We start from the raw sequence: 22,391 nt of genomic DNA on the forward strand, positions 1-22,391 counted from the left end.
ATACTTGGAGCAATCGGGGTAGTACTCGCGCCTAAAATGAGGTCAGGCGAGAATCTTGTAGATCTCTCGTTTGATCTATTTACGACCTCTGCCTCTCTTCTTGGAGCGGCCGCGCTTGCGGCAGTCTACTTCCAAAGAATCCAAGCCAAGCAAGAAAAGATATCCAAGTCCAACGAACTCATACTGGACCTTCTCTCTTCGGACACGGAGAAAGAGATCCGCTTGAGGATCGTCCAGGATGTCCGGTCCGAGTTATGCTCAGTTCTGCCGAACGCAAGAAAGGTCAGAAATGTCTTTGTTGGAATGTCCGGGAAATCCGGTGAGGACCCCTGGGCAATCGAAGCTTATAGAGCCTTCTTTGAACAAACCCCGGAAAATGCTGCCATAAAGAAGGAGTGGACCGACGTGATCGGCCTTGGAGACATCTCCGCTCCAAGATACGCCAAGATGGATGAAAAGTGGCCGCTAGAAGTGCACTTGCTTCGGCACACTCCTCCGGTAGTCAACTTCATCATAGTTGAACATGACGTTGGCCGTGCACCTGATGTCTACTTTGGCTGGCTCGCCACCCCGATAGCGGAAGACCCCGAGAAGTGGCAGTCTACCACGGCCATCTACCATTCCCAAGATCAGAAGCTCTACAATACCTTCATGGCGCAGTATTCGTTCTTGAAGAACGGATATCACTGGGGGCGGACCCAGGGACAGAGTCTCCGCGTAAAATCCGAAATTGGCCTCGTCCCATATCACAAGTCAGACTTTGTCGACAAAACTGGCTGGTGGGTATCCAGCATGAGATCTGGCCCAGAAGGAAACGCAGAATACTATGCGTTTCTATACTTTGATTTCGCATACTCGACTCCCCGCGACGCGGATGACATCAAAGTTTTTCTATTCAAAGGAGACGACGTATCGTTCGAATGTAGCGAAGCCCACGGAAAGGCACTGGCGCACATAAACAACCAACTGCATTTTGCTTGGTCGCAGACAAGAGAGTCGGCCGGTCAGATCGAGAAAGGTCACTGCATATACGACTTCTCACGTGAAAGCATCGACAATCCAGACGCTATGTCTGGCTATGTTATCACAGAAGGTAGTGACAAGGTTGGAAGGCTTTGCGGTAGGCGGGTCCACCAAGAAACCAACCACAAGTTATCTGACTTCTTCCCTCGCGACAGGATTCAGCGGGGTAGACTCGAGACGTCACCCCACCTCAAAAGGGAGCTTTCAAGACTGATCACCTCCGAGCTTAGGTCCAAGCCGCTCTAGGCGCCCCAGACAAGCCCAAGGCGCCCACATACGCCGTGTTTTTCAGCCCGCGACGAACAACCCTTCGGCCTTCAACTTCTCGTAGGCCTCGTCGAGACTGAGGCGGGCGCGGGCGATCAGCGTGTCGATCTCCTCGTGGGTGATGACCAGCGGCGGAGAGATGATCATCCGGTCGCCCACGTGACGCATCACCAGGTTGTTGGCGAAGCAGCGCTCGCGCACCATGTAGCCGACCGTCCCCGCAGGGGCGGCGAACCTGGCGTGGCTGGCCTTGTCCGGCGTCAGCGCGAGAGAGCCCATGCCGCCGACGATCTTCACTTCGCCCACCATCGGGTGATCGGCGAGGCTTTCGAACTTTTCCTTCAGGTAGGGCGCGGTCTTCGCACCGAACTCGGCGACGATGCCGTCCTCTTCGAGGATGCGCAGGTTCTCCAGCGCCACGGCGGCGGCGACCGGGTGGCCGGAATAGGTGTAGCCGTGGTTGAACTCGGTCGCGCCGATCACCGAGGCGACCTCGTCCGACAGGATCGAGCCGCCGATCGGCTGGTAGCCCGAGCTGAGACCCTTGGCGATGGTCATGATGTCGGGGCGGATGCCCACGGTTTCCGAGCCGAACCAGGTGCCGGTGCGCCCGAAGCCGCAGATCACCTCGTCGGCGATCAGCAGGATCTCGTACTTGTCGCAGATGCGCTGGATCTCGGGCCAGTAGGTCGCGGGCGGCACGATGACGCCCCCGGCGCCCTGGATCGGCTCGGCGATGAAGGCGGCCACCTTGTCCTCGCCGATTTCCAAGATCGCCTTTTCCAGCTGCTGCGCGCGTTCCAGGCCGAAGTCCTCGGGGGACATGTCGCCACCCTCGGACCACCAGTCGGGCTGGTCGATGTGGTGGATGCCCGGGATCGGCAGCCCTCCCTGCGAGTGGATGCCCTTCATCCCGCCCAGCGAGCCCGAGCCCACCGAAGAGCCGTGATAGGCGTTCCAGCGCGAGATGATCACCTGCTTCTCGGGCTTGCCCTTCTCGGCCCAGTAGGTGCGCACGATCCGCAGGTTGGTGTCGTTCGCCTCGGAGCCCGAGGAGGAGAACATGACGTGGTTCAGATCCCCCGGCGCCAGCTCTGCCAGCTTCTTCGACAGGGCGATGACCGGGGTGTGGGTCGTCATGAAGAAGGTGTTGTAATAGGGCAGTTCGCGCATCTGGTCGGCGGCGGCCTGGGCCAGCTCGTCCCGGCCATAGCCGACGTTGACGCACCACAGGCCGGCCATGGCGTCGAGGATCCTCTCGCCCTCGCTGTCGGTCAGCCAGCAGCCGGTGGCCGAGGTGATGACGCGCACGCCGCGCTCGGCCAGCTCGGTCTGGGTGCTGAAGGGATGGACATGATGCGCCGCGTCCAGCGCCTGAAGCTCTGCCGTCGGCAGGTGATTGGTGATCTTGGTCATTGCGGAATCCTCAGACAATCGCCCGTTTCGGGCGCTTGTTTCCAGAATATGATCAAATCAGACGGAGTCAATCGAATCAGCTTGGGATCAGAGCGCGCGCAGGATCGTCTCCATGCCCTGCTCGAGATCGCCCTGCATGGCCCGTGCCGCCGCCTCGCAATCGCCCGTTTTCAGGGCAGAGATGAGATCCTTGTGCATGTCCGGCAGGTTGCGCGTACCGAAAGAGCCACAGACGACGCGCAGCGAGGGGCCGAAACGCAGCCATAACCCCTCGACCAGATCGGCCAGGATGGGCGCCTCGGCGCAAGCATTCAGCCGCGCATGGAAACGGTGATTTTCCACAAGGTAATCATGCACGTTGCCACGCCGGATCGCCTCGTCCAGCGCCAGGTCGATGCGCTCCAGCGCCGCGATGTCGTCGGGGCGAATCCGGGCACAGGCACGCCGCGCCAGCTCGGGCTCGAGCCCGCGCCGCGCGGTCTGAAGCTGCTCGATCTCGGCGCGGCCCAGAAGCGGCACCGAGATGCGCCGGTTGCCGCGAAATTCAAGCGCGCCCTCGGCCATCAGGCGCCGCAGCGCCTCGCGCACGGGGGTCATCCCGGCCCCCAGCTCGGCCACCAGGCCCTGGATCGTCACCGCCTGCCCCGGCTCGAACTGGCCATAGAGCACACGGGACCGCAGGGCACGGTAGACCACCTCATGCGCCGGAAGCCCCGCGCCACCGCGATCCCCCGGACGATCGCCCTGCCGGTCCGTTCCCGCCTTCTGCGGATCCTCTCCGCCCGTTTCGGCACTCGCTGCCTGCAAATTACTCACCCCGACTGGTCTTGCTGCTCGTCCGCGCCATCTTGCACGGCATACCGGCCCATGAAAACATCTTGTTATTGCCAGTGCGCCGGCATTTTGATCAAATCGCGACCAAGGGGCGGCAGACCCCGCCACCAAAGGGAGTTACACTCATGAAGACCATCACCGGCCTGACCGCCGCGACCCTCGCCCTCGGTGCCGCCATGGCCCAGGCCGAAGAGGTCCATGTCTACAACTGGTCCGACTACATCGACGAAGAGCTGCTGACGAAGTTCGAGGAAGAGACCGGCATCGACCTGGTCTACGACGTCTTCGACAGCAACGAGCTGCTGGAAACCAAGATGCTGGCCGGCGGCTCGGGCTATGACGTCGTGGTGCCCACGGGCACCTTCCTGCAGCGCCAGATCATGGCCGGCGCCTTCCAGCCGCTGGACAAGTCCAAGCTGCCGAACCTGGAAAACATGTGGGACGTGATCGAAGAGCGCACCGAGGTCTACGACCCCGGCCATGAATACGCGATCAACTACATGTGGGGCACCACCGGCCTCGGCGTGAACATCGCCAAGGTGCAGGAAATCCTCGGCGAGGACGCGCCGCTGAACTCGCTGTCGCTGATCTTCGACCCGGCCAATGCCGAGAAGCTGGCCGCCTGCGGCATCATGATGCTGGACGCCCCGACCGAGACCGTGCCCGCCGCGCTGACCTATGCCGGCTGGGACAATCCCGACGACAAGTCCGACGAGGCGCTGGCCAAGGCACAGGAAGTCCTGACCGACATCCGCCCCTACATCCAGAAGTACCACAGCTCGGAATACATCAACGCTCTGGCCAACGGCGACATCTGCGTCGCCTTCGGCTGGTCCGGTGACGTGCTGATCGCCCGCGACCGCGCCGCCGAGGCCGACAACGGCGTCGAGCTGGAATACTACATCCCCACCGAGGGCGCGCTGATGTGGTTCGACCAGATGGCGATCCCGGTCGACGCTCCGAACCCCGACGCCGCGCATACGTTCCTGAACTTCATCATGGATGCGCAGAACATGGCGGCGGCGTCGAACTACGTCTACTACGCCAACGGCAACAAGGCCTCGCAGGAGTTCCTCAACGAGGACGTGATCGGCGATGCGGCGATCTACCCCGACGAAGAGACCCTGGCCAACCTCTACACGGTCACGCCCTTCGACCTGCGCTCGCAGCGCGCCCTGACCAAGCTCTGGACCGAAGTGAAATCGGGCCTCTGAGCCCGCTTCGCCCCTCCTCCCGCGCCATGACCCCATGGCGCGGGATCACCCATGCCTAGGAGTCCGGCCCGCGCATGCCCCAGACCGTCTTTGCCCCCTGGGAAGATCCCGAGGAAAAGCCGCTGATCCGCTTCCAGAACGTCACCAAGAAATTCGGTGAGTTCACGGCGATCCACAACATCGACCTCGATATCTATACCCGCGAGTTCTTCGCCCTTCTCGGCCCCTCGGGCTGCGGCAAGACCACGCTGATGCGGATGCTGGCAGGCTTCGAGACCCCGACCTCGGGCAAGATCCTGCTGGGCGGAGAGGACATCGCCGCCGTGCCGCCGAACAAGCGCCCGGTGAACATGATGTTCCAGAGCTACGCGCTGTTCCCGCATCTGTCGGTCTGGGACAACATCGCCTTCGGCCTGCGCCGCGAGGGCCGCGAGAAATCCGAGATCGAGACCCGCGTCGCCGACATGATGCGCCTGACCCGGCTGGAGAAATTCGCCCGCCGCAAGCCGCACCAGCTGTCCGGCGGCCAGCGCCAGCGGGTCGCCCTGGCGCGCAGCCTCGCCAAGGCCCCGAAACTGCTGCTGCTCGACGAACCGCTCGGCGCGCTCGACAAGAAGCTGCGCGAGGAAACCCAGTTCGAGCTGATGGACATCCAGGAGAAGACCGGCACCACCTTCGTCATCGTCACCCACGACCAGGAAGAGGCGATGACCGTCGCCTCCCGCGTGGCGGTGATGGACGAGGGCCAGCTGGTGCAGGTCTCGACCCCCGACCGGATCTACGAAAGCCCGAACTCGGTCTACGTGGCCGACTTCATCGGCGACGTGAACATCATCGAGGGCAAGGCCTCCCAGTCCGGCGACAAGGTGCTGGTCAACTGGGCCGAGGGCGCCTCGCCCCTCGTCGCCACCTCGACCGCCCTGCTGCAGAAGGACCAGACCTGCTACCTGGCCATCCGCCCTGAGAAGATCACCATCACCGCCGAGGAACCCGAGACCTCGAACAAGGTGCAGGGCGAGATCATCGACATCGGCTACCTGGGCAATATCTCGACCTACCACGTCAAGCTGCCGACCGGACACATGATCAAGGCCCAGTCGACCAACACCCGCCGCATCTCGCGCCGCAACTTCACCTGGGAGGACAAGGTCTGGCTCTCCTGGTCGGATACCGCCGCCGTGGTGCTGGAACGGTGAGGATGCGCGCCCTTTCGCAAGCGGACGACCGGCAAGCCGGTCGGCGGGGGCTCTGCCCCCGGTCGGGCAGGCCCGACTCCCCCGGAGGTATTTCCAGCCTGGTGATGAGGCGGGACAGGGCCCGGAAAGGCGGCCTCGTTTTGCCCGAGGCGTTTGCACGCTCTCACTGCGAAAGTAGGCCGACAGATGCGCTCGACCTGTTGCATCACCAGGCTGAAAATACCTCCGGGGGGAGTCTCCGGCACGGAGACGGGGGGCAGCGCCCCCCTGCCCCCCTCGCCACTCGCACCAGCGGAGGCTTCCCATGCGCCGCCTGATCCTGATCCTCGTCCCCTACGCCTGGCTGCTGGCCCTCTTCCTGGTGCCCTTCCTGATCGTGGTGAAGATCTCTCTGTCCGACGTGGCGCTGGCCCGCCCCCCCTACCTGCCGCAGCTCGACCTCGCCGCCGGCTGGGCCGGGGTGAAGGACTTCTTCCAGCAGCTCGACTTCGAGAATTTCACCTTCCTGACCAGCGATGACCTCTACTGGCGGGCCTATCTGTCTTCGCTGCGCATCGCGCTGATCTCGACCGTGCTGACCCTGCTGATCGGCTACCCCGTTGCCTATGCCATGGCCTCGGCCCAGCCCGAGTGGCGCCCGACGCTGATGATGCTGGTGATCCTGCCCTTCTGGACCTCCTTCCTGATCCGCGTCTATTCCTGGATGGGCATCCTCAGCCAGAACGGCGTGCTGAACAGCTTCCTGCTGTGGACCGGCGTGATCTCCGAGCCGCTGACCATCATGAACACCGAGATCGCGGTCTATGTCGGCATCGTCTACACCTACCTGCCCTTCATGATCCTGCCGATCTACGCCACGCTGGAGAAGCTGGACGTCTCGCTGATCGAGGCTGCCGAGGACCTGGGCTGCTCGCGCGCCTCGGCCTTCTGGCTGGTGACCATCCCGCTGTCGAAACCCGGCATCATCGCCGGCTGCTTCCTGGTGTTCATCCCGGCGCTTGGTGAATTCGTCATCCCCTCGCTTCTGGGCGGCTCGGGCACGCTGATGATCGGCAAGGTGCTCTGGGAAGAGTTCTTCAACAACCGCGACTGGCCCGTGGCCTCGGCGGTGGCGGTGGTGCTGCTCTTGATCCTGATCATCCCCATCGTGCTGTTCCAGCGTAACGAGCAGAAGAACCGGGAGGCCGGCAAATGAGACGGATGAGCGGTTTCAACCTGGTCTCCCTGACCTTCGGCCTGGCCTTCCTCTACCTGCCGATGCTGATCCTGGTGATCTACAGCTTCAACGCCTCGAAGCTGGTCACGGTCTGGGCGGGCTTCTCGACCCGCTGGTACGGAGAGCTGCTGCGCAACGAGGCCTTCCTCGACGCCGCCCTGGTGACGCTGAAGGTCGGGCTGATCTCCTCCACCATCGCCACGGTGCTGGGCACCATGGCCGCCTGGATCCTGGTGCGCACGGGACGGTTCTTTGGCCGCACCCTGTTCTCGGGGATGATCTACGCCCCGCTGGTGATGCCCGAGGTGATCACCGGCCTGTCGCTGCTGCTGCTGTTCATCGGCATCGGCCTCGATCGCGGCATCCTGACCATCGTGCTGGCCCATACGACCTTTTCGATGTGCTACGTCTCGGTGGTGGTTTCCTCGCGGCTGACCTCCTTCGACACCTCGCTGGAAGAGGCCGCGCTGGACCTCGGCTGCACCCCCTGGCAGAGCTTCCGGCTGGTCACCCTGCCGATCATCGCGCCGGCGGTCATCTCGGGCTGGCTGCTGGCCTTCACCCTGTCGCTGGACGACCTGGTGATCGCCTCCTTCGCCGCCGGGCCGTCCTCGACCACGCTGCCGATGAAGATCTTCTCGGCCGTCCGTCTCGGCGTCTCGCCCGAGATCAACGCCCTGTCGACCATCATGATCGGCATCGTCGCCTTCGGCGTGGTGATCTTCTCGCTGGTTTCCAAGCGGGCGACGGCACGACAGTTGCAGGAAGAGCGTGACGCGGCCCGCGCCGAGTCGTAAGGCCGGGACATGACGACAGACCAGCGCCGGATCTACCCCGGCTACACCTACACGCGCGCGCCCATCGAGGGCTGTTTCTGGGCCGGGGACGTGCCCGAGGCCACCCTGGCCCGCCCGGCTCTGACCACCGACACCCGGGTGCCGGTGCTGGTCGTGGGCGCCGGCTTCACCGGGCTGAACGCCGCCCTCTCGCTGGCCCGCGCCGGGGAAGAGGTCACGGTGATCGACGCCAGCTTCCCGGCCTTCGGGGCCTCGGGGCGCAATGGCGGCTTCTGCTGCCTCGGCTCGTCGCGCGCCAGCGACCGGCAGCTGCGCCGCTTCGGCCCCGACGGCCCCGCCGAGGTGCGCCGCGCCGAGGCTGCCGCCGTCGCCCATGTCGACCGGCTGATCGCCGAACTGGGGATCGAGGTCGACCGCCACTCGACCGGGGAAACCATCCTGGCCCATTCGCCGAAAGCCATGCAGGCCCTGCGGCACGAGGCCGAGATCTTCGCCGCCGACTACGGCGTCGAAACCCGGGTGCTCGAAAAGGCGGACCTGGCAACCGAGGGCCTGGACGGCCCGACCTGGTACGGCGGGCTGCATGTGCCGATCGGCTTCGCCCTGCATCCGCGCAAATATGCCGCCGGGCTGCTCGCCGCCGCCGAAGCGGCAGGCGCCCGGGTGCACGGCGAAACCCCTGCGCTGTCCATCGAGGAAACGCCCGAGGGGCTGCAGGTCATCACGCCACGGGCCCGGATCCGCGCCGACCGGGTGCTGGTCGCCACCAATGGCTATACCGCAGAGTCGCTGCTGCCCTGGCTGAGGGGCCGCACCCTGCCGGCGCAGAGCTCGGTCCTGGCCACCCGGCCGATGAGCGAGGACGAGCTGCGCGCCCAGGGCTACTGGTCCCGCCAGATGGCCTACGAGGATCGGCGGATGCTGCACTATTTCCACCTGACGCCCGACGGGCGCATGGTCTTCGGCCAGCGCGGCGGGCTGCTCTCCTCGCCTGCGGTCGAGGCGAAGATCGCCGCCCGGGTGCGCGCCGACTTCGACGCCGCCTTCCCGGCCTGGCGCCATGTGGAAACGCCGCATCACTGGTCCGGCATGGTCTGCCTGACGGCCTCGCTGACACCCTTCTGCGGAGCGGTGCCGGGCACGACGGGCGTCTTCGCCGCCTTCGGCTATCACGGCAACGGGGTCGCCATGGGCTCCTACCTCGGGGCGCGCATGGCCGAGCTGTCACGCGGCCAGCCCCCTGCCGAGCCGCTCCCTGCCGCATTCGCCGCCCCGCCGCCCCGCTTCCCGCTGGGCCGCTTCCGCCGCGCCCTGCTGGCGGCCGAATACGGCATGGCGAAGCTCTTTGATCTCTAGGGCGCCCGCCCCGCAGCCGGCACCGGCCCCGGCATCATCACCAGGCTGAAAGTACTCCGGGGGACTCCGCGCAGCGGAGGGGGGCAGCGCCCCCTTCCCCCTCGGTCATTTGCACTTTCGCCGGGACAAGAAGCGATGCCCCGGCTGGCCGCCAGGCCCCTGCCCCGTCGCCGCCGGTCTCAGGTCGGCGTCTTGGCCGAGCGTGCCGCCTCGCGCTGCAACCCCAGGTGCCGCTCGCGCAGGATGATGATGACCCCGGCGACGATGATGATCCCGGCGCCGAGCAGCATCTGCCCGGTCGGCACCTCGGCGAAGACGAAGTAGCCGATGCCAAGGGCGAAGAGCATCGAGGCATAGTCGAAGGGCGCCACCACCGAGGCATCGGCGAAACGGTAGCTCGACGTCAGGAAGATCTGCCCCACGCCGCCCAGAAGCCCCGCCGTCACCAGCATGGCGATCACCCCGCCCGAGGGCAGAACCCAGCCGAAGGGTATGGTGAACAGCGCCAGCACCGTCGAGGTGACCGAGAACCAGAAGACGATGGCCGAGGTCTGCTCGACCCGCACCATGTTGCGGATATGGACCTGCGCCAGCGCCGAGCAGACCGCCCCGAACAGCACGATCATCGCGCCGATGGCCTCGGTGGTCTGCACCGACTCGCCATCCAGCGCGGTGACCCGCGGCGCCAGCACGATCAGCACGCCCACCATGCCCAGGAAGACCGCACCGAGGCGGAAGACCCCGACCTTCTCGGACAGGAACATGGCGGCGAAGATCACGGTCAGCAGCGGCGCGGCATAGCTCAGCGCGGTGACCTCGGGCAGCGGCAGGAAGGCCAGACCCGCAAAGCCGCAGCCCATGCCCATGGTGCCGACCAGCCCGCGCCAGACATGGGCCTGCGGCGACTTCACCCGCCAGCCGGTCGCCAGGTCGCCGCGCAGGGCAAGCCAGCCCAGGATGACCGGCAGGGCAAAGAACGAGCGGAAGAACACCGCCTCGCCCGGAGGCACCTGGTCCGAGGCAGCCTTGACCAGCGAGGACATGGTGATGAAGCAGAGCACCGCGATGAGTTTCAGCAGGATTCCCTTGAGCGGCTGCATGGTCCAGGCGGTTCCTTCGGTCTGTCGCACAATTGCCCGGCAGTTGTCGCGCCTGTCGCGCCAGGGGTCAATTGCCCAGGCAGGTTTGCAAGGCAGCCATACAAAATCTGCAGTACGGTCATCCAGAGATTGCCTTTCCGCCTCCCTGCGATTGACCGGCCCTTCGCGGCGGGTCATCGTCCGGGGCGAACCAGTTCAAGAGAGAGCCGCCATGCGCCTGAAAACCCTGTCCTCCCTGACGCTCATCCTTGCCGCCCTGGCCCTGCAGACCGGCGCGGCCCAGGCCCATGGCCTCAGCATCGAAGGCGGCTTCGCCAGCGGCTTCAGCCATCCGATCCTCGGCTGGGACCACGTGGTCGCCATGGTGGCCGTCGGCCTCTGGGGGGCCGTGCTGGGCCGTCCGGCGATCTGGGTCCTGCCGCTGGTCTTCCCGCTGGTCATGGCGCTCGGCGCCGCCGCGGGTATCCTTGGCCTGCCGCTGCCCGCGGTCGAGACCGGCATCGCGCTCTCGGGCGTCGTGCTGGGCCTGCTGGTCGCGCTGGCGCGGCCCGCGCCGGTCTGGCTGGCCGCTGCGGTCACCGGCGTCTTCGCCGTCTTCCATGGCCACGCCCACGGCACCGAGCTGCCCGAGGCCGCCGCGCCGCTCGCCTACGGGCTGGGCTTCGTTCTGGGCACCGGGCTGCTGCACCTCGCCGGGATCGGCCTTGGCCTGCTCTGGGGATCGCGCGCCGGCAAGACCGCGGTCCGCGCCGCGGGCCTGCTGATCGCCGCCGCCGGGGGCGCCTTCCTGACCGGCGTCGCCTGAGGTCCCGCATCCCGTCCGGCGGTCCCGCCCATGGCACCTGCCGGGCTTGCCCAACGAAAACGGCCCTCTCCCCTGCCGGGTGAGGGCCGTTTCACTTGATGGCAGACCGTTTTCGCGGTCCCGCGGGCGCGCGCTACTCGGCGGCGGCGCGCTTCGGCAGCACCCAGTCGGGACGCGGGAAGTGGCAGGTGTAGCCGTTCGGGATCCGCTCCAGGTAATCCTGGTGCTCGGGCTCGGCCTCCCAGAAATCACCCACGGGTTCGACCTCGGTCACCACCTTGCCGGGCCAGATGCCGGAGGCATCCACATCAGCGATGGTGTCCAGCGCCACCTGCTTCTGCGCCTCGTCGACGTAGTAGATGGCCGAGCGGTAGGACATGCCCAGGTCATTGCCCTGCCGGTTCGGCGTGGTCGGATCGTGGATCTGGAAGAAGAATTCCAGCAGCCTGCGATAGCTGATCACCTCGGGGTCGAAGAGGATCTCGATCCCCTCGGCGTGGGTGCCATGGTCGCGATAGGTCGCATTGGGCACATCCCCGCCGGTATAGCCGACGCGGGTCCGGGCGACGCCGGGCAGCTTGCGGATCAGATCCTGCATGCCCCAGAAACAGCCGCCGGCCAGAACTGCACGTTGTTGTTCACTCATTCCACATCCTCCACCTGGTCGATGTAAGCGCCATAGCCTTCCGCCTGCATCTCGTCCTTGGGGACGAAACGCAGCGAGGCCGAGTTGATGCAATAGCGCAACCCGCCGCGATCCACCGGCCCGTCGGGGAAAACGTGGCCCAGATGGCTGTCGCCATGTTTCGAGCGCACCTCGATGCGCACCATGCCGTGGCTCTCGTCGCGCAGCTTGACGATGTTCCCTTCTTCGATCGGCTTCACGAAGCTGGGCCAGCCACAGCCGCTTTCATACTTCGCCGACGAGGCAAAGAGCGGCTCGCCCGAGACCACGTCCACGTAGATCCCGACACGCTTGTTCTCGAGCAGTTCGCCGGTGAAGGCGCGCTCGGTGCCGCTTTGCTGGGTGACCCGGAATTGCTCGGGGGTCAGCCGGGCAAGGGCCTCTTCTGTCTTTCGGTACTCCGTCATGGGGTCCTCCGTTGCTGCTGCACTATGTGGGCAGCCTCGGCGGAAAGGGAAGGGCCGCCGCGGCGTGAGGCGGGGATACGACACGGGGCCGAAAAGGTTTCCCCTGATGCCACGCCCGTGATCAGGGCGGGCGGGGCCTTGCCACCTGACGCCGGTTCGACAGGCAAGCGATTGCCGCCAAAAGAATTTCCCGAAATGCGCAGGAACATCCCCGCGGTCGGGCGGTTCTTGCTGTATCCGGCGCCCTTCGCCGGGTCACGATCAAGAACGGATGTCAAAGGAGACAGACATGACGACCAAGACCCGCTCCATCGCGCTTGCCACCCTGCTTGCCACCACCATTTCCGGCGCTGCCATGGCCGATATCTCGGTCGACACCGGCAGTTCGCTGGGTGTCGATGTCGGCAGCAGCTCGGTCAGCTCCGAGGGCGGCCTGTCGCTGGGCGCCTCCGACGAAGGGCTGAACGTCGACCTGTCCGGCACGACCACTGCGGGCACCGAAGAAGGCGGCAACGTGACCGCCGATGCCGGTGCCGATGCCAGCACCGACGAGGCCGGTGCCGACGCCGGGCTGATGCTGTCGGGCCTGATTGACGCGGATGGCGTGAACGCCACGACCGTGACCGAGCTGATGGCCAGCGGCGAGATCGACGAATCCGGCCTGGACGCCGCCGTTGACGCCAACGCCTCTGCCATCGCCGAGATGCAGGACGCCATCGCCGCCAACGCCGAACTCTCGGCCGCGCTGGAGGCCGAAGGCTATGCCGCCGAGGACGTGATCGGCGCCCAGGCCATGGCCGATGGATCGACCCGTCTGGTCATCGACGACCGCGGCTGATCTTCGCCCACCCTGTCCGCCAGATCGGCAGATTTCGGCAACCCCCCGTCAGAAATGGCGGGGGTTTTCGCATTTATCGGCCAATTTCCGCCTATCTTTCTGGGTCTTGATTCAATTTAACTTTTTGTAAAATCATGCATCTTTAGGGCGATTTCGACTCTTCGGTAAGTAGCGGAGTCCCGCCAGTTCTCGCTATACGTGCAACTCCTCCGCGTCACTCACGTTTCTTCCATGCGAGGCCGAGGCCCTGCGGCCCGGTCGAAACTGGAGCTGAAGGAGGAACGAGCTCATGAATGCCGGACTATTGAAACGCACGACAATGGCAGCCGCCGTGATGGCCCTCGTGGTCCCCGCCGCGGCGCGCGCCGACATCGGCCTGGACGTTGATCTGGGCCTGGGCGGGGACACGGGCGTCCAGGCGGACGTCGATCTGGATCTGGGACTTGGCGGCAATGACGGCGCGAACGCCGATGCAGACGTGGACCTGGGTGTCGGAGGCAGCAACGGCATCAATGCCGATGCGGATGTGAATGCCAACCTGGGCGGCAGCAATGGCGTGAACGCCGATGCGGACGTGGCCGCCAATGTGGGTGGCAACGGAGGAATTGGCGCCGATGCCGATGTGGATGCCGATGTTCTGGGCGATTCGATCGCCGATATCGGGCTCGATCTCGGTGTCGGCAGCGGCTCGGGCTCCGGTGGGGGCACGGGTGGCGGAGGCACCGGTGGCGGCTCTTCTGGTCAGGGTGGCGGCGGCACCGGCGGCGGGGGCTCGGGTGCTGGCGTGGATGGCGACGGCGGCTTTGCCTTCGCCAGCGGCACCTCGATCGTCTCCACGGCCCCGCCCTCTGCCTTCGGCCTGGTCACCGTGACCCAGCTGGAACGGCGCCGAGAGATTGACCTGCAGTGGTTCGACTGGAAGCTTTCCCAGTCGCAGAACTGGATCGGCAAGCTGCGGCAGCGCGTCTCGTCCAACCGCCCGCTGGCAAGCTGGCTGGTCGGCGAAGGCTGGTGGCCGAACGACGTGGTCGGCTTCTACCGCAAGACCGATGGCAGCCTGTGGCTGATCGTCGACGACCGAGCCTGAAGACCGGGCCTGAAGACCGGGCCTGAAAGCCGGGCCTGATGGCCTGAGCCGGGCAGGACCCACTCACGGAGCAGTATGAATGACGATCGGACTGTAGCACCCGGGGGAAACCTCGGGTGCTTTCGCTTTCTAGCCCCTCGGCAGGCGCTCAAGGGCCCAGCGGGCGGCCTCGGCCAGCGTGGGGTCGGGATCCCCGGCGAGCGGAGCTACCGCCGCGCGCAGATCGGCACGGCCCGAGTTGCCGATGGCATAGGCCACGTTGCGCAGGAAGCGGTCCCGCCCGATCCGCTTGATCGGCGACCCGGAAAAGCGCGCCCGGAAGGCGGCATCGTCCAGCCCTGCCAGCTCGGCCAGGGGCGGCGCCATCAGGTCGTCGCGGGCGTGGTACTTCACCTCGGCGGCCCGGCTGGCGAACTTGTTCCACGGACAGACCGCAAGGCAGTCGTCGCAGCCGTAGATCCGGTTGCCGAGCGCCGGGCGCAGCTCTTCGGGCACCGGGCCCTTGTGCTCGATCGTCAGGTAGGAAATGCAGCGCCGGGCATCCAGCTGGTAGGGCGCGGGGAAGGCTCGGGTCGGGCAGGCGTCCAGGCAGCGGCGGCACTGGCCGCAGTGATCGACCTCTGCGCCGTCGCGGGGCAGATCCAGCGTGGTGAAGATTGCCCCGAGAAAGAACCAGCTGCCCAGCCGGCGACTGACCAGGTTCGTGTGCTTTCCCTGCCAGCCCAGCCCCGCCGCCTGCCCCAGGGCCTTTTCCGGCACCGGCGCCGTGTCGACGAAGACCTTCACCTGCGCCGCCGCGCCATCCGCCTGCGGCCCGGCCTCGGCGATCAGCCAGCGGGCCAGCCGCTTCAGCCGTTTCTTGACGACGTCGTGGTAATCCTTGTTCTGCGCATAGACAGAGATCCCGGCGCGGTCGGGATGGTCCAGCACGCCCAGCGGGTCATGATCGGGGCCGTAGTTCTCGGCCAGCATGACGATGCTGCGCGCCTCGGGCCAGAGCTGCGTCGGGTCACCGCGCCAGTGACTGCGCTCTTCCATCCATTGCATCTGGCCGTGATGGCCCGCCGCCAGGAAGGCCTGCAGCCGCTCGGCCACCTGCGGCACGGCCTCGGGCGCGCAGATGCGCACATCCGAAAAGCCCTCGGCCAGGGCCCGGGACTTCAGCTTGGGCCCAAGGGGATCATGCGGCGCGCTCATGCGGTCCGTTCTGCCAGAAAACCCCGGAAACTGAAAACCCCGGCAGGGCCATCAGGGGGGCGCGGATCAGAAATCCAGGTCGGCGTAATGGGCGGGCGGCGGGAAGCCCGGCACCTGGTCCATCAGGATCGAGCGGAAGGCGGGGCGCGACTTGATCTTGGCGTACCAGTCCTTGACGCCCGGCGCGCGGTCCCAGTCGACATCCGAGATGTAGTCGAGCGAGGACAGATGCGCGGCGGCGGCGAAGTCGGCCAGGGTCATGCGGTCCCCGGCCAGCCAACGGCGGTGATCCAGCAGCCAGCCAAGGTAATCGAGGTGGAACTTGATCGCCCGCAACCCGGCCATCACGTTGGTCGAATTGGGAAATCCCTGCCCGGTGATCTTCTTGTTCACCCGCTCGTAGAGCAGCTTGGAGGTGACCTCGTGGTGGAACTTGTCATCGAACCACATCACCAGGCGGCGCACCTCGTGGCGGGTCAGCGGATCCGAGGGCATCAGCGAGGGCTCGGGGTAGAGCTCTTCGAGGTACTCGCAGATCGCCGCGCTTTCGGCCAGGGCATGGCCGTCCAGCTTCAGCACCGGCACCTTGCCGGCGGGATTGCGGCGCAGGAAGTCGGGGTCCTTCTCCCAGTAGCGCTCTTCGATCAGCTTGACCTCGACCTTCTTCTCGGCAAGCGACAGGCGCACCTTGCGGCAGAAGGGGGACAGGGGCACGTGGTAAAGCTCGGCAGAAATCATCGACTACATCCTCTTACCCGGCCTGTCTTGCCGTGACAGGCGGCGAAGTTCAATCCTCGAAGCAGGTGGCCCGCCCGTCGGCGGATATGGTGGCAGCGCCGTCGCGGATTGCCGCCGACCGGCGCTGAAGGTACTCGGTCGGCCGGCTGGCGGACCGGGTCTTGGGCGACGGCAGCACCGAGGCCAGCCGCGCCGCCTGCGTTGCCGTCAGGTCCTTGGCGGAGGTGCCGAAATAGTGCTGGGCAGCGGCCTCGACCCCAAAGACCCCCTCGTCGAACTCGGCGACGTTCAGGTAGACCTCGAGGATGCGGCGCTTGGACCAGGTCAGCTCGACCAGGGGGGTCAGCATGGCTTCCAGTGCCTTCCGGACATAGCTGCGCCCGTGCCATAGATAGACGTTCTTCACCACCTGCTGGGTCAGGGTCGAGCCGCCGCGCTCTCCTCCCGAGGCGATGGCCTGGCGCAGCGCGGTCATGTCGACGCCCCAGTGCAGGCAGAAATTGGCATCCTCGGCGGCCACGACAGAGCGCGCCATCGCCGGGGCGATCTGGTCCATCGGCACCCAGTCGCGGCGGATCTCGCCCAGGCGCAGATGCTCGCGCGTCATGTAGAGACCCGGCCAGGGGCGCAGCACGCCATGCAGGGTGACGGCAAAGACCACCACGGCGAGAACGCCGAGGAAGGCGCGGACCAGGTTGTGCAGGATACGGCGCAGCAGCGGCCTCGCCTGGCCCCGACCGGAAGCCTTGCGTCTGCTGCCCTTGCGCGGGGTGCTTCTGGATTTCGCCTTGCGTGCCACGCCACCGCTATACTTCCCCGGGCGATGCGGGAAAAGCACTCTCCTGCCGGCAAGGCGGCAGGGTGCCGGGGCCGGCGGGCTGACATCTGCGTGAAAATGATGAAGGGGCCCTTCCCCGGGGAGGGAAGAGCCCCTTTCTTCGACCGGAGGGGAGGTCGAAGCAATCCGGGCCGTCAGAACTGGCGGAGGCGTCTCGGGATGTGGCCGGTCACCAGCCTTTCGGCGCGGAGTTGTCTGCCTCAGTTGGCGTAGACGAAGGGCGTCTGGGACGCGGCGTCGTCGTCATTGGCCAGGAAGCGGCTGTGCAGCACCGAGGTGTCGGCGCGGGTCACGGCGTTGGCGGCTTCTTCGTAGACGAAGGGGGTCGCCTTGGCGGCGTCGTCGCTGCCACGGTTGACGCGGACTTCGGTCGAGCCGGCGTTGGCGGCTTCACCGTAGACGAAGGGGGTTTGCTCTGCTGCGTCGGCTGCGAAGGAAGCCGAGGTTGCGGAAGCTGCGATCAGTGTGGCAACGCCAAGTGCTTTGAGGGTTTTCATTTTCATATCCACTTCTTGAGTTTCGACGTCGTCGATTTCGTGGGCGGCGTCGTTTGATGAGATGTAGATAGGCCCGGCACTCCGAAGTTGGAAGTGCATATGTGCACATATGGGATATCATTCTGAGCACACGGTGCCGTGAGTAACATGTGTACAGATCTAAGTATCTGTAAATATGTAGTTTTGCCAGTTTAATCCATACTAAACAACTGTACAGCCAAGTTCAATTCTGGCCAAAAATCGCCTATTGAACCGCGAAAACGGATACCTGGAACGAAAAGAGGGGCCCGCCTGTGCGGACCCCTCTTGAAAGCCTGGGCTCTCTATCTATCGGCTGAAATTATTCAGCCGGAACAGCAGCTTCCTTCTCCGACAGCGGATGCGAGAGATGCACCAGCATCTCAGTCGGGCAGATCTGCAGGAAGTTTGCCTTCTCGACATCCCAGTGCTGCAGGATGTCCCCGGCCTTGCGCGACCCGGTTTCGGCGTGGTGACGCTCGACCAGGCCCTTGAGCTGAGTCTCCCAGTGATCGACGGTGACCGGGCAGGTCACCAGGGTCTCCATGTTGATCAGCTTCTCGGCCTGGCCCTCGGGATCATAGATGTAGGCCATGCCGCCGGTCATGCCCGCGCCGAAGTTCGCCCCGATGGAGCCGAGGATGACGGCGATCCCGCCGGTCATGTACTCGCAGCCGTTCGACCCGCAGCCCTCGATCACCACCTTGGCGCCCGAGTTACGCACGGCAAAGCGTTCACCCGCGCGACCGGCGGCGAAGAGATAACCGTCGGTGGCACCATAGAGCACCGTGTTGCCGATGATCGTGTTCTCCGAGGCGACCAGGGGCGACTGCATCGAAGGACGCACCACCACGGTGCCGCCCGACAGGCCCTTGCCGACATAGTCGTTCGCCTCGCCCGAGACCTCGATCTTCAGGCCCGGGGCCGCGAAGGCACCCAGCGACTGGCCGGCAGAGCCTTCCAGCTTGACCGTCAGGTGGTCGGGCTGCAGCGCGTTGCGCATCCCGAAGGCCTGGACGATGTGCGAAGAGGTGCGCGTGCCCACGGTCCGGTGCGTGTTCTGCACCGCGTAGGACAGCTGCATCTTCTCGCCGTCCTTCAGGAAGCGCGCCGCATCGCGGACGATCTCGGCATCCAGGGTGTCGGGCACCGCGTTGCGGGGCTTCAGACGGTCATAGACGATGTCCTTGGCGCCATCGACGGTGATCAGCAGCGGGTTCAGGTCGAGATCGTCGAGGTGCTCGGCACCGCGCGACACCTGGTGCAGCAGATCGGCACGGCCGATCACGTCATCCAGGCTGCGGGCACCGATCTCGGCCAGGATCTCGCGCACTTCCTGGGCGTAGAAGGTGATGAGGTTCACCACCTTGTCCGCCGTGCCGGTGAACTTGGCGCGCAGGCTCTCGTCCTGGGTGCAGACGCCGACCGGGCAGGTGTTCGACTGGCACTGACGGACCATGATACAGCCCATGGCGATCAGGGCGGCGGTGCCGATGCCGAACTCTTCCGCGCCCATCATGGCGGCCATGACGATATCCCGGCCGGTGCGCAGACCACCATCGGTGCGCAGCGTGACCCGCTCGCGCAGCTTGTTCATCGCCAGAACCTGGTGGGCTTCGGTCAGGCCCATCTCCCACGGCAGACCCGCGAACTTGATGGAGGTGGCCGGAGAGGCCCCGGTGCCGCCGTTGTGCCCCGAGATCAGGATGACGTCGGCCTTCGCCTTGGCCACACCTGCCGCAATCGTGCCGACACCCGAGGACGACACCAGCTTCACCGTCACCTTCACGGTGGGGTTGATCTGCTTCAGGTCGTAGATCAGCTGCGCCAGGTCCTCAATCGAGTAGATATCGTGGTGCGGCGGCGGCGAGATCAGCGTCACGCCCTTGGTCGAGTGGCGCAGGCGGGCGATCAGGTCGGTGACCTTCATGCCCGGCAGCTGGCCACCCTCGCCGGGCTTGGCGCCCTGGGCCACCTTGATCTCAAGCTCTTCGCACTGGTTCAGGTATTCGGCGGTGACGCCGAAACGGCCCGAGGCCACCTGCTTGATCTTGGCGCTCGGGTTGTCGCCATTGGGCTCGGGCACGAAGTGTGCCGGATCCTCGCCACCCTCGCCGCTGTCGGACTTGGCGCCGATGCGGTTCATCGCGACGTTCAGCAGCTTGTGGGCCTCGGGGCTCAGCGCGCCGAGGGACATGCCGGGGGTGACGAAGCGCTTGCGGATCGAGGTGATCGATTCGACTTCCTCGATGGGGATCGACTTGCCCATGGGCTTGATCGCCAGCAGGTCGCGCAGGTGGATCGGCGGGTTGGCCTGCATCCGGGCGCTGTACTGCTTCCAGATCTCGTAGCTGGCGCGGTCGCAGGCGGCCTGCAGCATGTGCATGGTCTGCGCTTCCCAGGCGTGGGTCTCGCCCGACTTGCGGGACTTGTAGAACCCACCGATGGGCAGCACGTCCTGCGCCGACTTCCAGCCGAGCGCATGCACTTCCTCGATCTTCTTCTGGATGCCGTAGATGCCGATGCCCGAGATCCGGCTGAGCATGCCGGGGAAGAACTCGGCGCACATGGCGCGCGACAGGCCGACGGCCTCGAAGTTCAGGCCCCCGCGATAGGAGCTGATCACCGAGATGCCCATCTTCGCCATGATCTTCAGCAGACCCTGGTCGACCGCCTCGCGGTAGCGCTTCATGTTCTCGGTCAGGGTGCCATCCAGCAGGCCGCGCTTGATGCGGTCGGCGATGGAATCCTCGGCCAGGTAGGCGTTGACGATCGTGGCGCCCGAGGCGATCAGCACGGCGAAGTAATGCGGGTCGATGCATTCCGCCGAGCGCACGCCGATCGAGCAGAAGGTCCGCAGGCCCTTCTGGGTCAGCCAGGAATGGACCGCCGAGGTCGCGAGGATCATCGGCATGGCCACCTTGTCGGGGCCCTGGTGCTGATCGGTCAGGATGATGTGGCCGCCACCGGAACGCACCGCATCTTCGGCTTCCTGGCGGATGCGGTTCAGCGCCTCGCGCAGCGCGCCGCGTTCACCGGTGGCCGGGAAGGTACAGTCGATCTCGACCATCTCGGCGTTGAAGTGATTGCGCAGCTCGTCGAACTGGGCGTTGCCGACGAAGGGCGTGTCCAGCACCAGGATCTCGGTCTGGGCGCTGCTTTCGTCCAGCACGTTCTTCAGGTTGCCGAAACGGGTCTTCAGGCTCATCACGCGGAATTCGCGCAGGGAGTCGATCGGCGGGTTGGTCACCTGGCTGAAGTTCTGGCGGAAGAAGTGCGACAGGGGCCGGTACTTGTTCGACAGGACGGCCGAGGGCGTGTCATCGCCCATCGAGGCCAGCGCCTCTTTGCCATCCTCCGCCATCGGGGCCAGCATGGTTTCCAGTTCTTCGACCGAATAGCCGGCCGCGATCTGGCGCTTGCGCAGCTCGGCACCTTCGAAGAGGGGCGCCTCTTCGATGTTCTCCAGCACCTCGTCCAGCTCCGAGATCTTGCCGACCCATTCACCGAAGGGCTGCGACGAGGCCAGGCGGTCCTTGATCTCGACGTCGTGGTACAGCTTGCCTTCGCGGGTATCCACGGCCAGCAGCTGGCCCGGGCCAAGCGCGCCCTTCTCCCGGACGGTGGCCTCGTTGGTGGGGACCATGCCGGCCTCGGAGCCCGCGATCAGCAGGCCGTCGCCGGTCACGACATAGCGCATCGGGCGCAGCCCGTTGCGGTCGGTGCCGGCGCAGACCCAGCGGCCATCGGTCATCGCCAGGGCGGCGGGGCCGTCCCAGGGTTCCATCACCGAGTTGCAGTAGGAATACATGTCGCGCCAGGCTTCGGGCAGTTCCTCGGCCTGCTTGGACCAGCTTTCGGGCACCAGCATGGTCTTGGCCATCGGCGCCGAGCGACCGGCGCGCACCAGCACCTCGAAGACCGCATCCAGCGCAGCCGAGTCGGACGAGCCGCCGGGGATGATCGGCTTGATGTCCTCGGCGAGGTCGCCAAAGGTGCCCGAGGCCATGCGGATCTCATGGCTCTTCATCCAGTTGACGTTGCCTTTCAGCGTGTTGATCTCACCGTTATGGGCCAGCATGCGGAAGGGCTGGGCCAGCCACCACTGCGGGAAGGTGTTGGTGGAATAGCGCTGGTGATAGAGGGCGAAGGTCGACTCGAAGCGCTCGTCCATCAGGTCGGGGTAGAAGACGGCGACCTGCTCGGCCAGCATCATGCCCTTGTAGATGATCGACCGGCAGGACAGCGAGGCCAGGTACAGCTCGTTGATATGCGCGGCGGCGGCGGCCTTCTCGATGCGGCGACGGATCACGTAGAGCTCGCGCTCGAAGGTCTCTTCGTCCACGCCCTTGATGTTCGAGATCAGGATCTGCTCGATCTCGGGGCGGGTGGCATTGGCCTTTTCGCCAAGGCAGTCGATCTCGACCGGCACGTGGCGCCAGCCGTAGATATAGTAGCCCATCTTCAGGACTTCGGATTCCACGATGGTCCGGCAGGTCTCCTGCGCGCCGAAATCGGTGCGGGGCAGGAAGACCTGGCCGACGGCGAGGGCCTCGCCGGTGCGCGGCTCGTGGCCGGTGCGCTTGATCTGGTCATGGAAGAAGTCGACGGGGATCTGCACGTGAATGCCCGCGCCGTCGCCGGTCTTGCCGTCGGCGTCGACCGCGCCGCGGTGCCAGATCGCCTTCAGCGCGGTAATCCCGGCTTCGACGACCTTCCGCGAGGGCTTGCCATCAATGGAAACGACGAGGCCGACGCCGCAGGAGGAATGCTCATGTTCCTCGCGGAACATGCCGTTCTCTTCCATCCACTTGCGCTTGGCTTCCTCGGCGCGCACCCAGTCTGCGTCGTACTTGGTCATG

General features: G+C 65.5%; 19 protein-coding genes. 9 read left to right on the plus strand and 10 right to left on the minus strand.

Features of this window, described 5'->3' with window-relative positions; translation table 11 throughout:
• Positions 1 to 1,269, plus strand: a 1,269-nt coding sequence (locus tag OS124_RS27155; RefSeq protein WP_010137220.1) for a hypothetical protein, incomplete at its 5' end; no start/stop codon positions are given.
• Between the two features lie 42 nt (positions 1,270 to 1,311).
• On the opposite strand, the gene OS124_RS0100230 is transcribed toward OS124_RS27155, so the two are convergent.
• Positions 1,312 to 2,706, minus strand: a complete 1,395-nt coding sequence (locus OS124_RS0100230; protein ID WP_010137222.1) for an aspartate aminotransferase family protein — start codon at positions 2,704 to 2,706, stop codon at positions 1,312 to 1,314.
• An 87-nt stretch (positions 2,707 to 2,793) separates the two neighbouring features.
• Complete coding sequence (locus OS124_RS0100235) at positions 2,794 to 3,513, minus strand: FCD domain-containing protein (RefSeq protein WP_010137224.1); 720 nt, start codon at positions 3,511 to 3,513, stop codon at positions 2,794 to 2,796.
• A gap of 152 nt (positions 3,514 to 3,665) precedes the next feature.
• Here OS124_RS0100235 and OS124_RS0100240 point away from each other — a divergent pair, with 152 nt between their 5' ends.
• The 5 genes from OS124_RS0100240 (at position 3,666) to OS124_RS0100260 (ending at position 9,319) form a co-directional block, all read left to right on the plus strand.
• Complete coding sequence (locus OS124_RS0100240; RefSeq protein ID WP_010137226.1) at positions 3,666 to 4,754, plus strand: polyamine ABC transporter substrate-binding protein; 1,089 nt, start codon at positions 3,666 to 3,668, stop codon at positions 4,752 to 4,754.
• 74 nt (positions 4,755 to 4,828) lie between these two features.
• A complete protein-coding gene (locus OS124_RS0100245; protein WP_010137227.1) occupies positions 4,829 to 5,950 on the plus strand; it encodes an ABC transporter ATP-binding protein in 1,122 nt (373 codons plus the stop codon).
• A gap of 304 nt (positions 5,951 to 6,254) precedes the next feature.
• Positions 6,255 to 7,145 (plus strand): ABC transporter permease subunit, encoded by an 891-nt coding sequence (locus tag OS124_RS0100250; protein ID WP_010137228.1) that lies wholly within the window; start codon positions 6,255 to 6,257, stop codon positions 7,143 to 7,145.
• Positions 7,142 to 7,963: an ABC transporter permease gene (locus tag OS124_RS0100255; protein WP_029375068.1), complete on the plus strand. Its 822-nt coding sequence runs from the start codon at positions 7,142 to 7,144 to the stop codon at positions 7,961 to 7,963. The genes OS124_RS0100250 and OS124_RS0100255 overlap by 4 nt, the downstream gene beginning before the upstream one ends.
• 9 nt (positions 7,964 to 7,972) lie before the next feature.
• The gene (locus OS124_RS0100260) at positions 7,973 to 9,319 is read left to right on the plus strand and encodes an NAD(P)/FAD-dependent oxidoreductase (RefSeq protein ID WP_010137230.1); all 1,347 of its coding nucleotides are present in this window, start codon (positions 7,973 to 7,975) and stop codon (positions 9,317 to 9,319) included.
• A 179-nt stretch (positions 9,320 to 9,498) separates the two neighbouring features.
• Here OS124_RS0100260 and OS124_RS0100265 read toward each other — a convergent pair whose 3' ends face one another.
• Complete coding sequence (locus tag OS124_RS0100265; protein WP_010137231.1) at positions 9,499 to 10,419, minus strand: DMT family transporter; 921 nt, start codon at positions 10,417 to 10,419, stop codon at positions 9,499 to 9,501.
• A 211-nt stretch (positions 10,420 to 10,630) separates the two neighbouring features.
• On the opposite strand from OS124_RS0100265, the gene OS124_RS0100270 reads away from it, so the two are divergent.
• Positions 10,631 to 11,224 (plus strand): HupE/UreJ family protein, encoded by a 594-nt coding sequence (locus OS124_RS0100270; protein WP_010137232.1) that lies wholly within the window; start codon positions 10,631 to 10,633, stop codon positions 11,222 to 11,224.
• A 133-nt stretch (positions 11,225 to 11,357) separates the two neighbouring features.
• Here OS124_RS0100270 and msrA read toward each other — a convergent pair whose 3' ends face one another.
• Together msrA and msrB are read right to left on the minus strand one after the other, a co-directional pair.
• Positions 11,358 to 11,870 (minus strand): peptide-methionine (S)-S-oxide reductase MsrA, encoded by a 513-nt coding sequence (gene msrA, locus OS124_RS0100275; RefSeq protein ID WP_010137233.1) that lies wholly within the window; start codon positions 11,868 to 11,870, stop codon positions 11,358 to 11,360.
• Positions 11,867 to 12,316, minus strand: a complete 450-nt coding sequence (gene msrB, locus OS124_RS0100280) for a peptide-methionine (R)-S-oxide reductase MsrB (RefSeq protein WP_010137234.1) — start codon at positions 12,314 to 12,316, stop codon at positions 11,867 to 11,869. The genes msrA and msrB overlap by 4 nt, the downstream gene beginning before the upstream one ends.
• Before the next feature lie 289 nt (positions 12,317 to 12,605).
• On the opposite strand from msrB, the gene OS124_RS0100285 reads away from it, so the two are divergent.
• Complete coding sequence (locus tag OS124_RS0100285) at positions 12,606 to 13,154, plus strand: hypothetical protein (RefSeq protein WP_010137235.1); 549 nt, start codon at positions 12,606 to 12,608, stop codon at positions 13,152 to 13,154.
• 289 nt (positions 13,155 to 13,443) lie between these two features.
• Positions 13,444 to 14,241 carry a hypothetical protein gene (locus OS124_RS27160; protein ID WP_168161412.1) on the plus strand — a complete coding sequence of 266 codons (798 nt, stop codon included), beginning with the start codon at positions 13,444 to 13,446 and terminating at the stop codon, positions 14,239 to 14,241.
• A 129-nt stretch (positions 14,242 to 14,370) separates the two neighbouring features.
• On the opposite strand, the gene queG is transcribed toward OS124_RS27160, so the two are convergent.
• From queG to gltB, 5 genes are all read right to left on the minus strand, one after another.
• A complete protein-coding gene (gene queG, locus OS124_RS0100295; protein WP_010137238.1) occupies positions 14,371 to 15,438 on the minus strand; it encodes a tRNA epoxyqueuosine(34) reductase QueG in 1,068 nt (355 codons plus the stop codon).
• Positions 15,439 to 15,504: 66 nt separating this feature from the next.
• Positions 15,505 to 16,176: an FtsZ-binding protein FzlA gene (fzlA, locus tag OS124_RS0100300; protein ID WP_010137239.1), complete on the minus strand. Its 672-nt coding sequence runs from the start codon at positions 16,174 to 16,176 to the stop codon at positions 15,505 to 15,507.
• 49 nt (positions 16,177 to 16,225) lie between these two features.
• Positions 16,226 to 16,975, minus strand: coding sequence for a monofunctional biosynthetic peptidoglycan transglycosylase (gene mtgA / locus OS124_RS0100305; protein WP_010137240.1), 750 nt, complete (start codon positions 16,973 to 16,975; stop codon positions 16,226 to 16,228).
• 239 nt (positions 16,976 to 17,214) lie between these two features.
• Positions 17,215 to 17,511 carry a hypothetical protein gene (locus OS124_RS0100310; protein WP_138919376.1) on the minus strand — a complete coding sequence of 99 codons (297 nt, stop codon included), beginning with the start codon at positions 17,509 to 17,511 and terminating at the stop codon, positions 17,215 to 17,217.
• Positions 17,512 to 17,851: 340 nt separating this feature from the next.
• Complete coding sequence (gene gltB / locus OS124_RS0100315) at positions 17,852 to 22,390, minus strand: glutamate synthase large subunit (RefSeq protein WP_010137242.1); 4,539 nt, start codon at positions 22,388 to 22,390, stop codon at positions 17,852 to 17,854.
• Between the last annotated feature and the right edge of the window lies 1 nt (position 22,391).

The organism is Oceanicola sp. S124 (assembly GCF_000220565.1).
Lineage (GTDB): Bacteria > Pseudomonadota > Alphaproteobacteria > Rhodobacterales > Rhodobacteraceae > Pseudooceanicola.

Bases quoted from the DNA above. Each gene is read 5' to 3' on its own strand.
- OS124_RS0100230 (WP_010137222.1), bottom strand. From the start codon at position 2,706: ATGACCAAGATCACCAATCACCTGCCGACGGCAGAGCTTCAGGCGCTG.
- OS124_RS0100240 (WP_010137226.1), top strand. From the start codon at position 3,666: ATGAAGACCATCACCGGCCTGACCGCCGCGACCCTCGCCCTCGGTGCC.
- OS124_RS0100245 (WP_010137227.1), top strand. From the start codon at position 4,829: ATGCCCCAGACCGTCTTTGCCCCCTGGGAAGATCCCGAGGAAAAGCCG.
- OS124_RS0100250 (WP_010137228.1), top strand. From the start codon at position 6,255: ATGCGCCGCCTGATCCTGATCCTCGTCCCCTACGCCTGGCTGCTGGCC.
- OS124_RS0100255 (WP_029375068.1), top strand. From the start codon at position 7,142: ATGAGACGGATGAGCGGTTTCAACCTGGTCTCCCTGACCTTCGGCCTG.
- OS124_RS0100260 (WP_010137230.1), top strand. From the start codon at position 7,973: ATGACGACAGACCAGCGCCGGATCTACCCCGGCTACACCTACACGCGC.
- OS124_RS0100265 (WP_010137231.1), bottom strand. From the start codon at position 10,419: ATGCAGCCGCTCAAGGGAATCCTGCTGAAACTCATCGCGGTGCTCTGC.
- OS124_RS0100270 (WP_010137232.1), top strand. From the start codon at position 10,631: ATGCGCCTGAAAACCCTGTCCTCCCTGACGCTCATCCTTGCCGCCCTG.
- msrA (WP_010137233.1), bottom strand. From the start codon at position 11,870: ATGAGTGAACAACAACGTGCAGTTCTGGCCGGCGGCTGTTTCTGGGGC.
- msrB (WP_010137234.1), bottom strand. From the start codon at position 12,316: ATGACGGAGTACCGAAAGACAGAAGAGGCCCTTGCCCGGCTGACCCCC.
- OS124_RS0100285 (WP_010137235.1), top strand. From the start codon at position 12,606: ATGACGACCAAGACCCGCTCCATCGCGCTTGCCACCCTGCTTGCCACC.
- OS124_RS27160 (WP_168161412.1), top strand. From the start codon at position 13,444: ATGAATGCCGGACTATTGAAACGCACGACAATGGCAGCCGCCGTGATG.
- queG (WP_010137238.1), bottom strand. From the start codon at position 15,438: ATGAGCGCGCCGCATGATCCCCTTGGGCCCAAGCTGAAGTCCCGGGCC.
- fzlA (WP_010137239.1), bottom strand. From the start codon at position 16,176: ATGATTTCTGCCGAGCTTTACCACGTGCCCCTGTCCCCCTTCTGCCGC.
- OS124_RS0100310 (WP_138919376.1), bottom strand. From the start codon at position 17,511: ATGAAAACCCTCAAAGCACTTGGCGTTGCCACACTGATCGCAGCTTCC.
- gltB (WP_010137242.1), bottom strand. From the start codon at position 22,390: ATGACCAAGTACGACGCAGACTGGGTGCGCGCCGAGGAAGCCAAGCGC.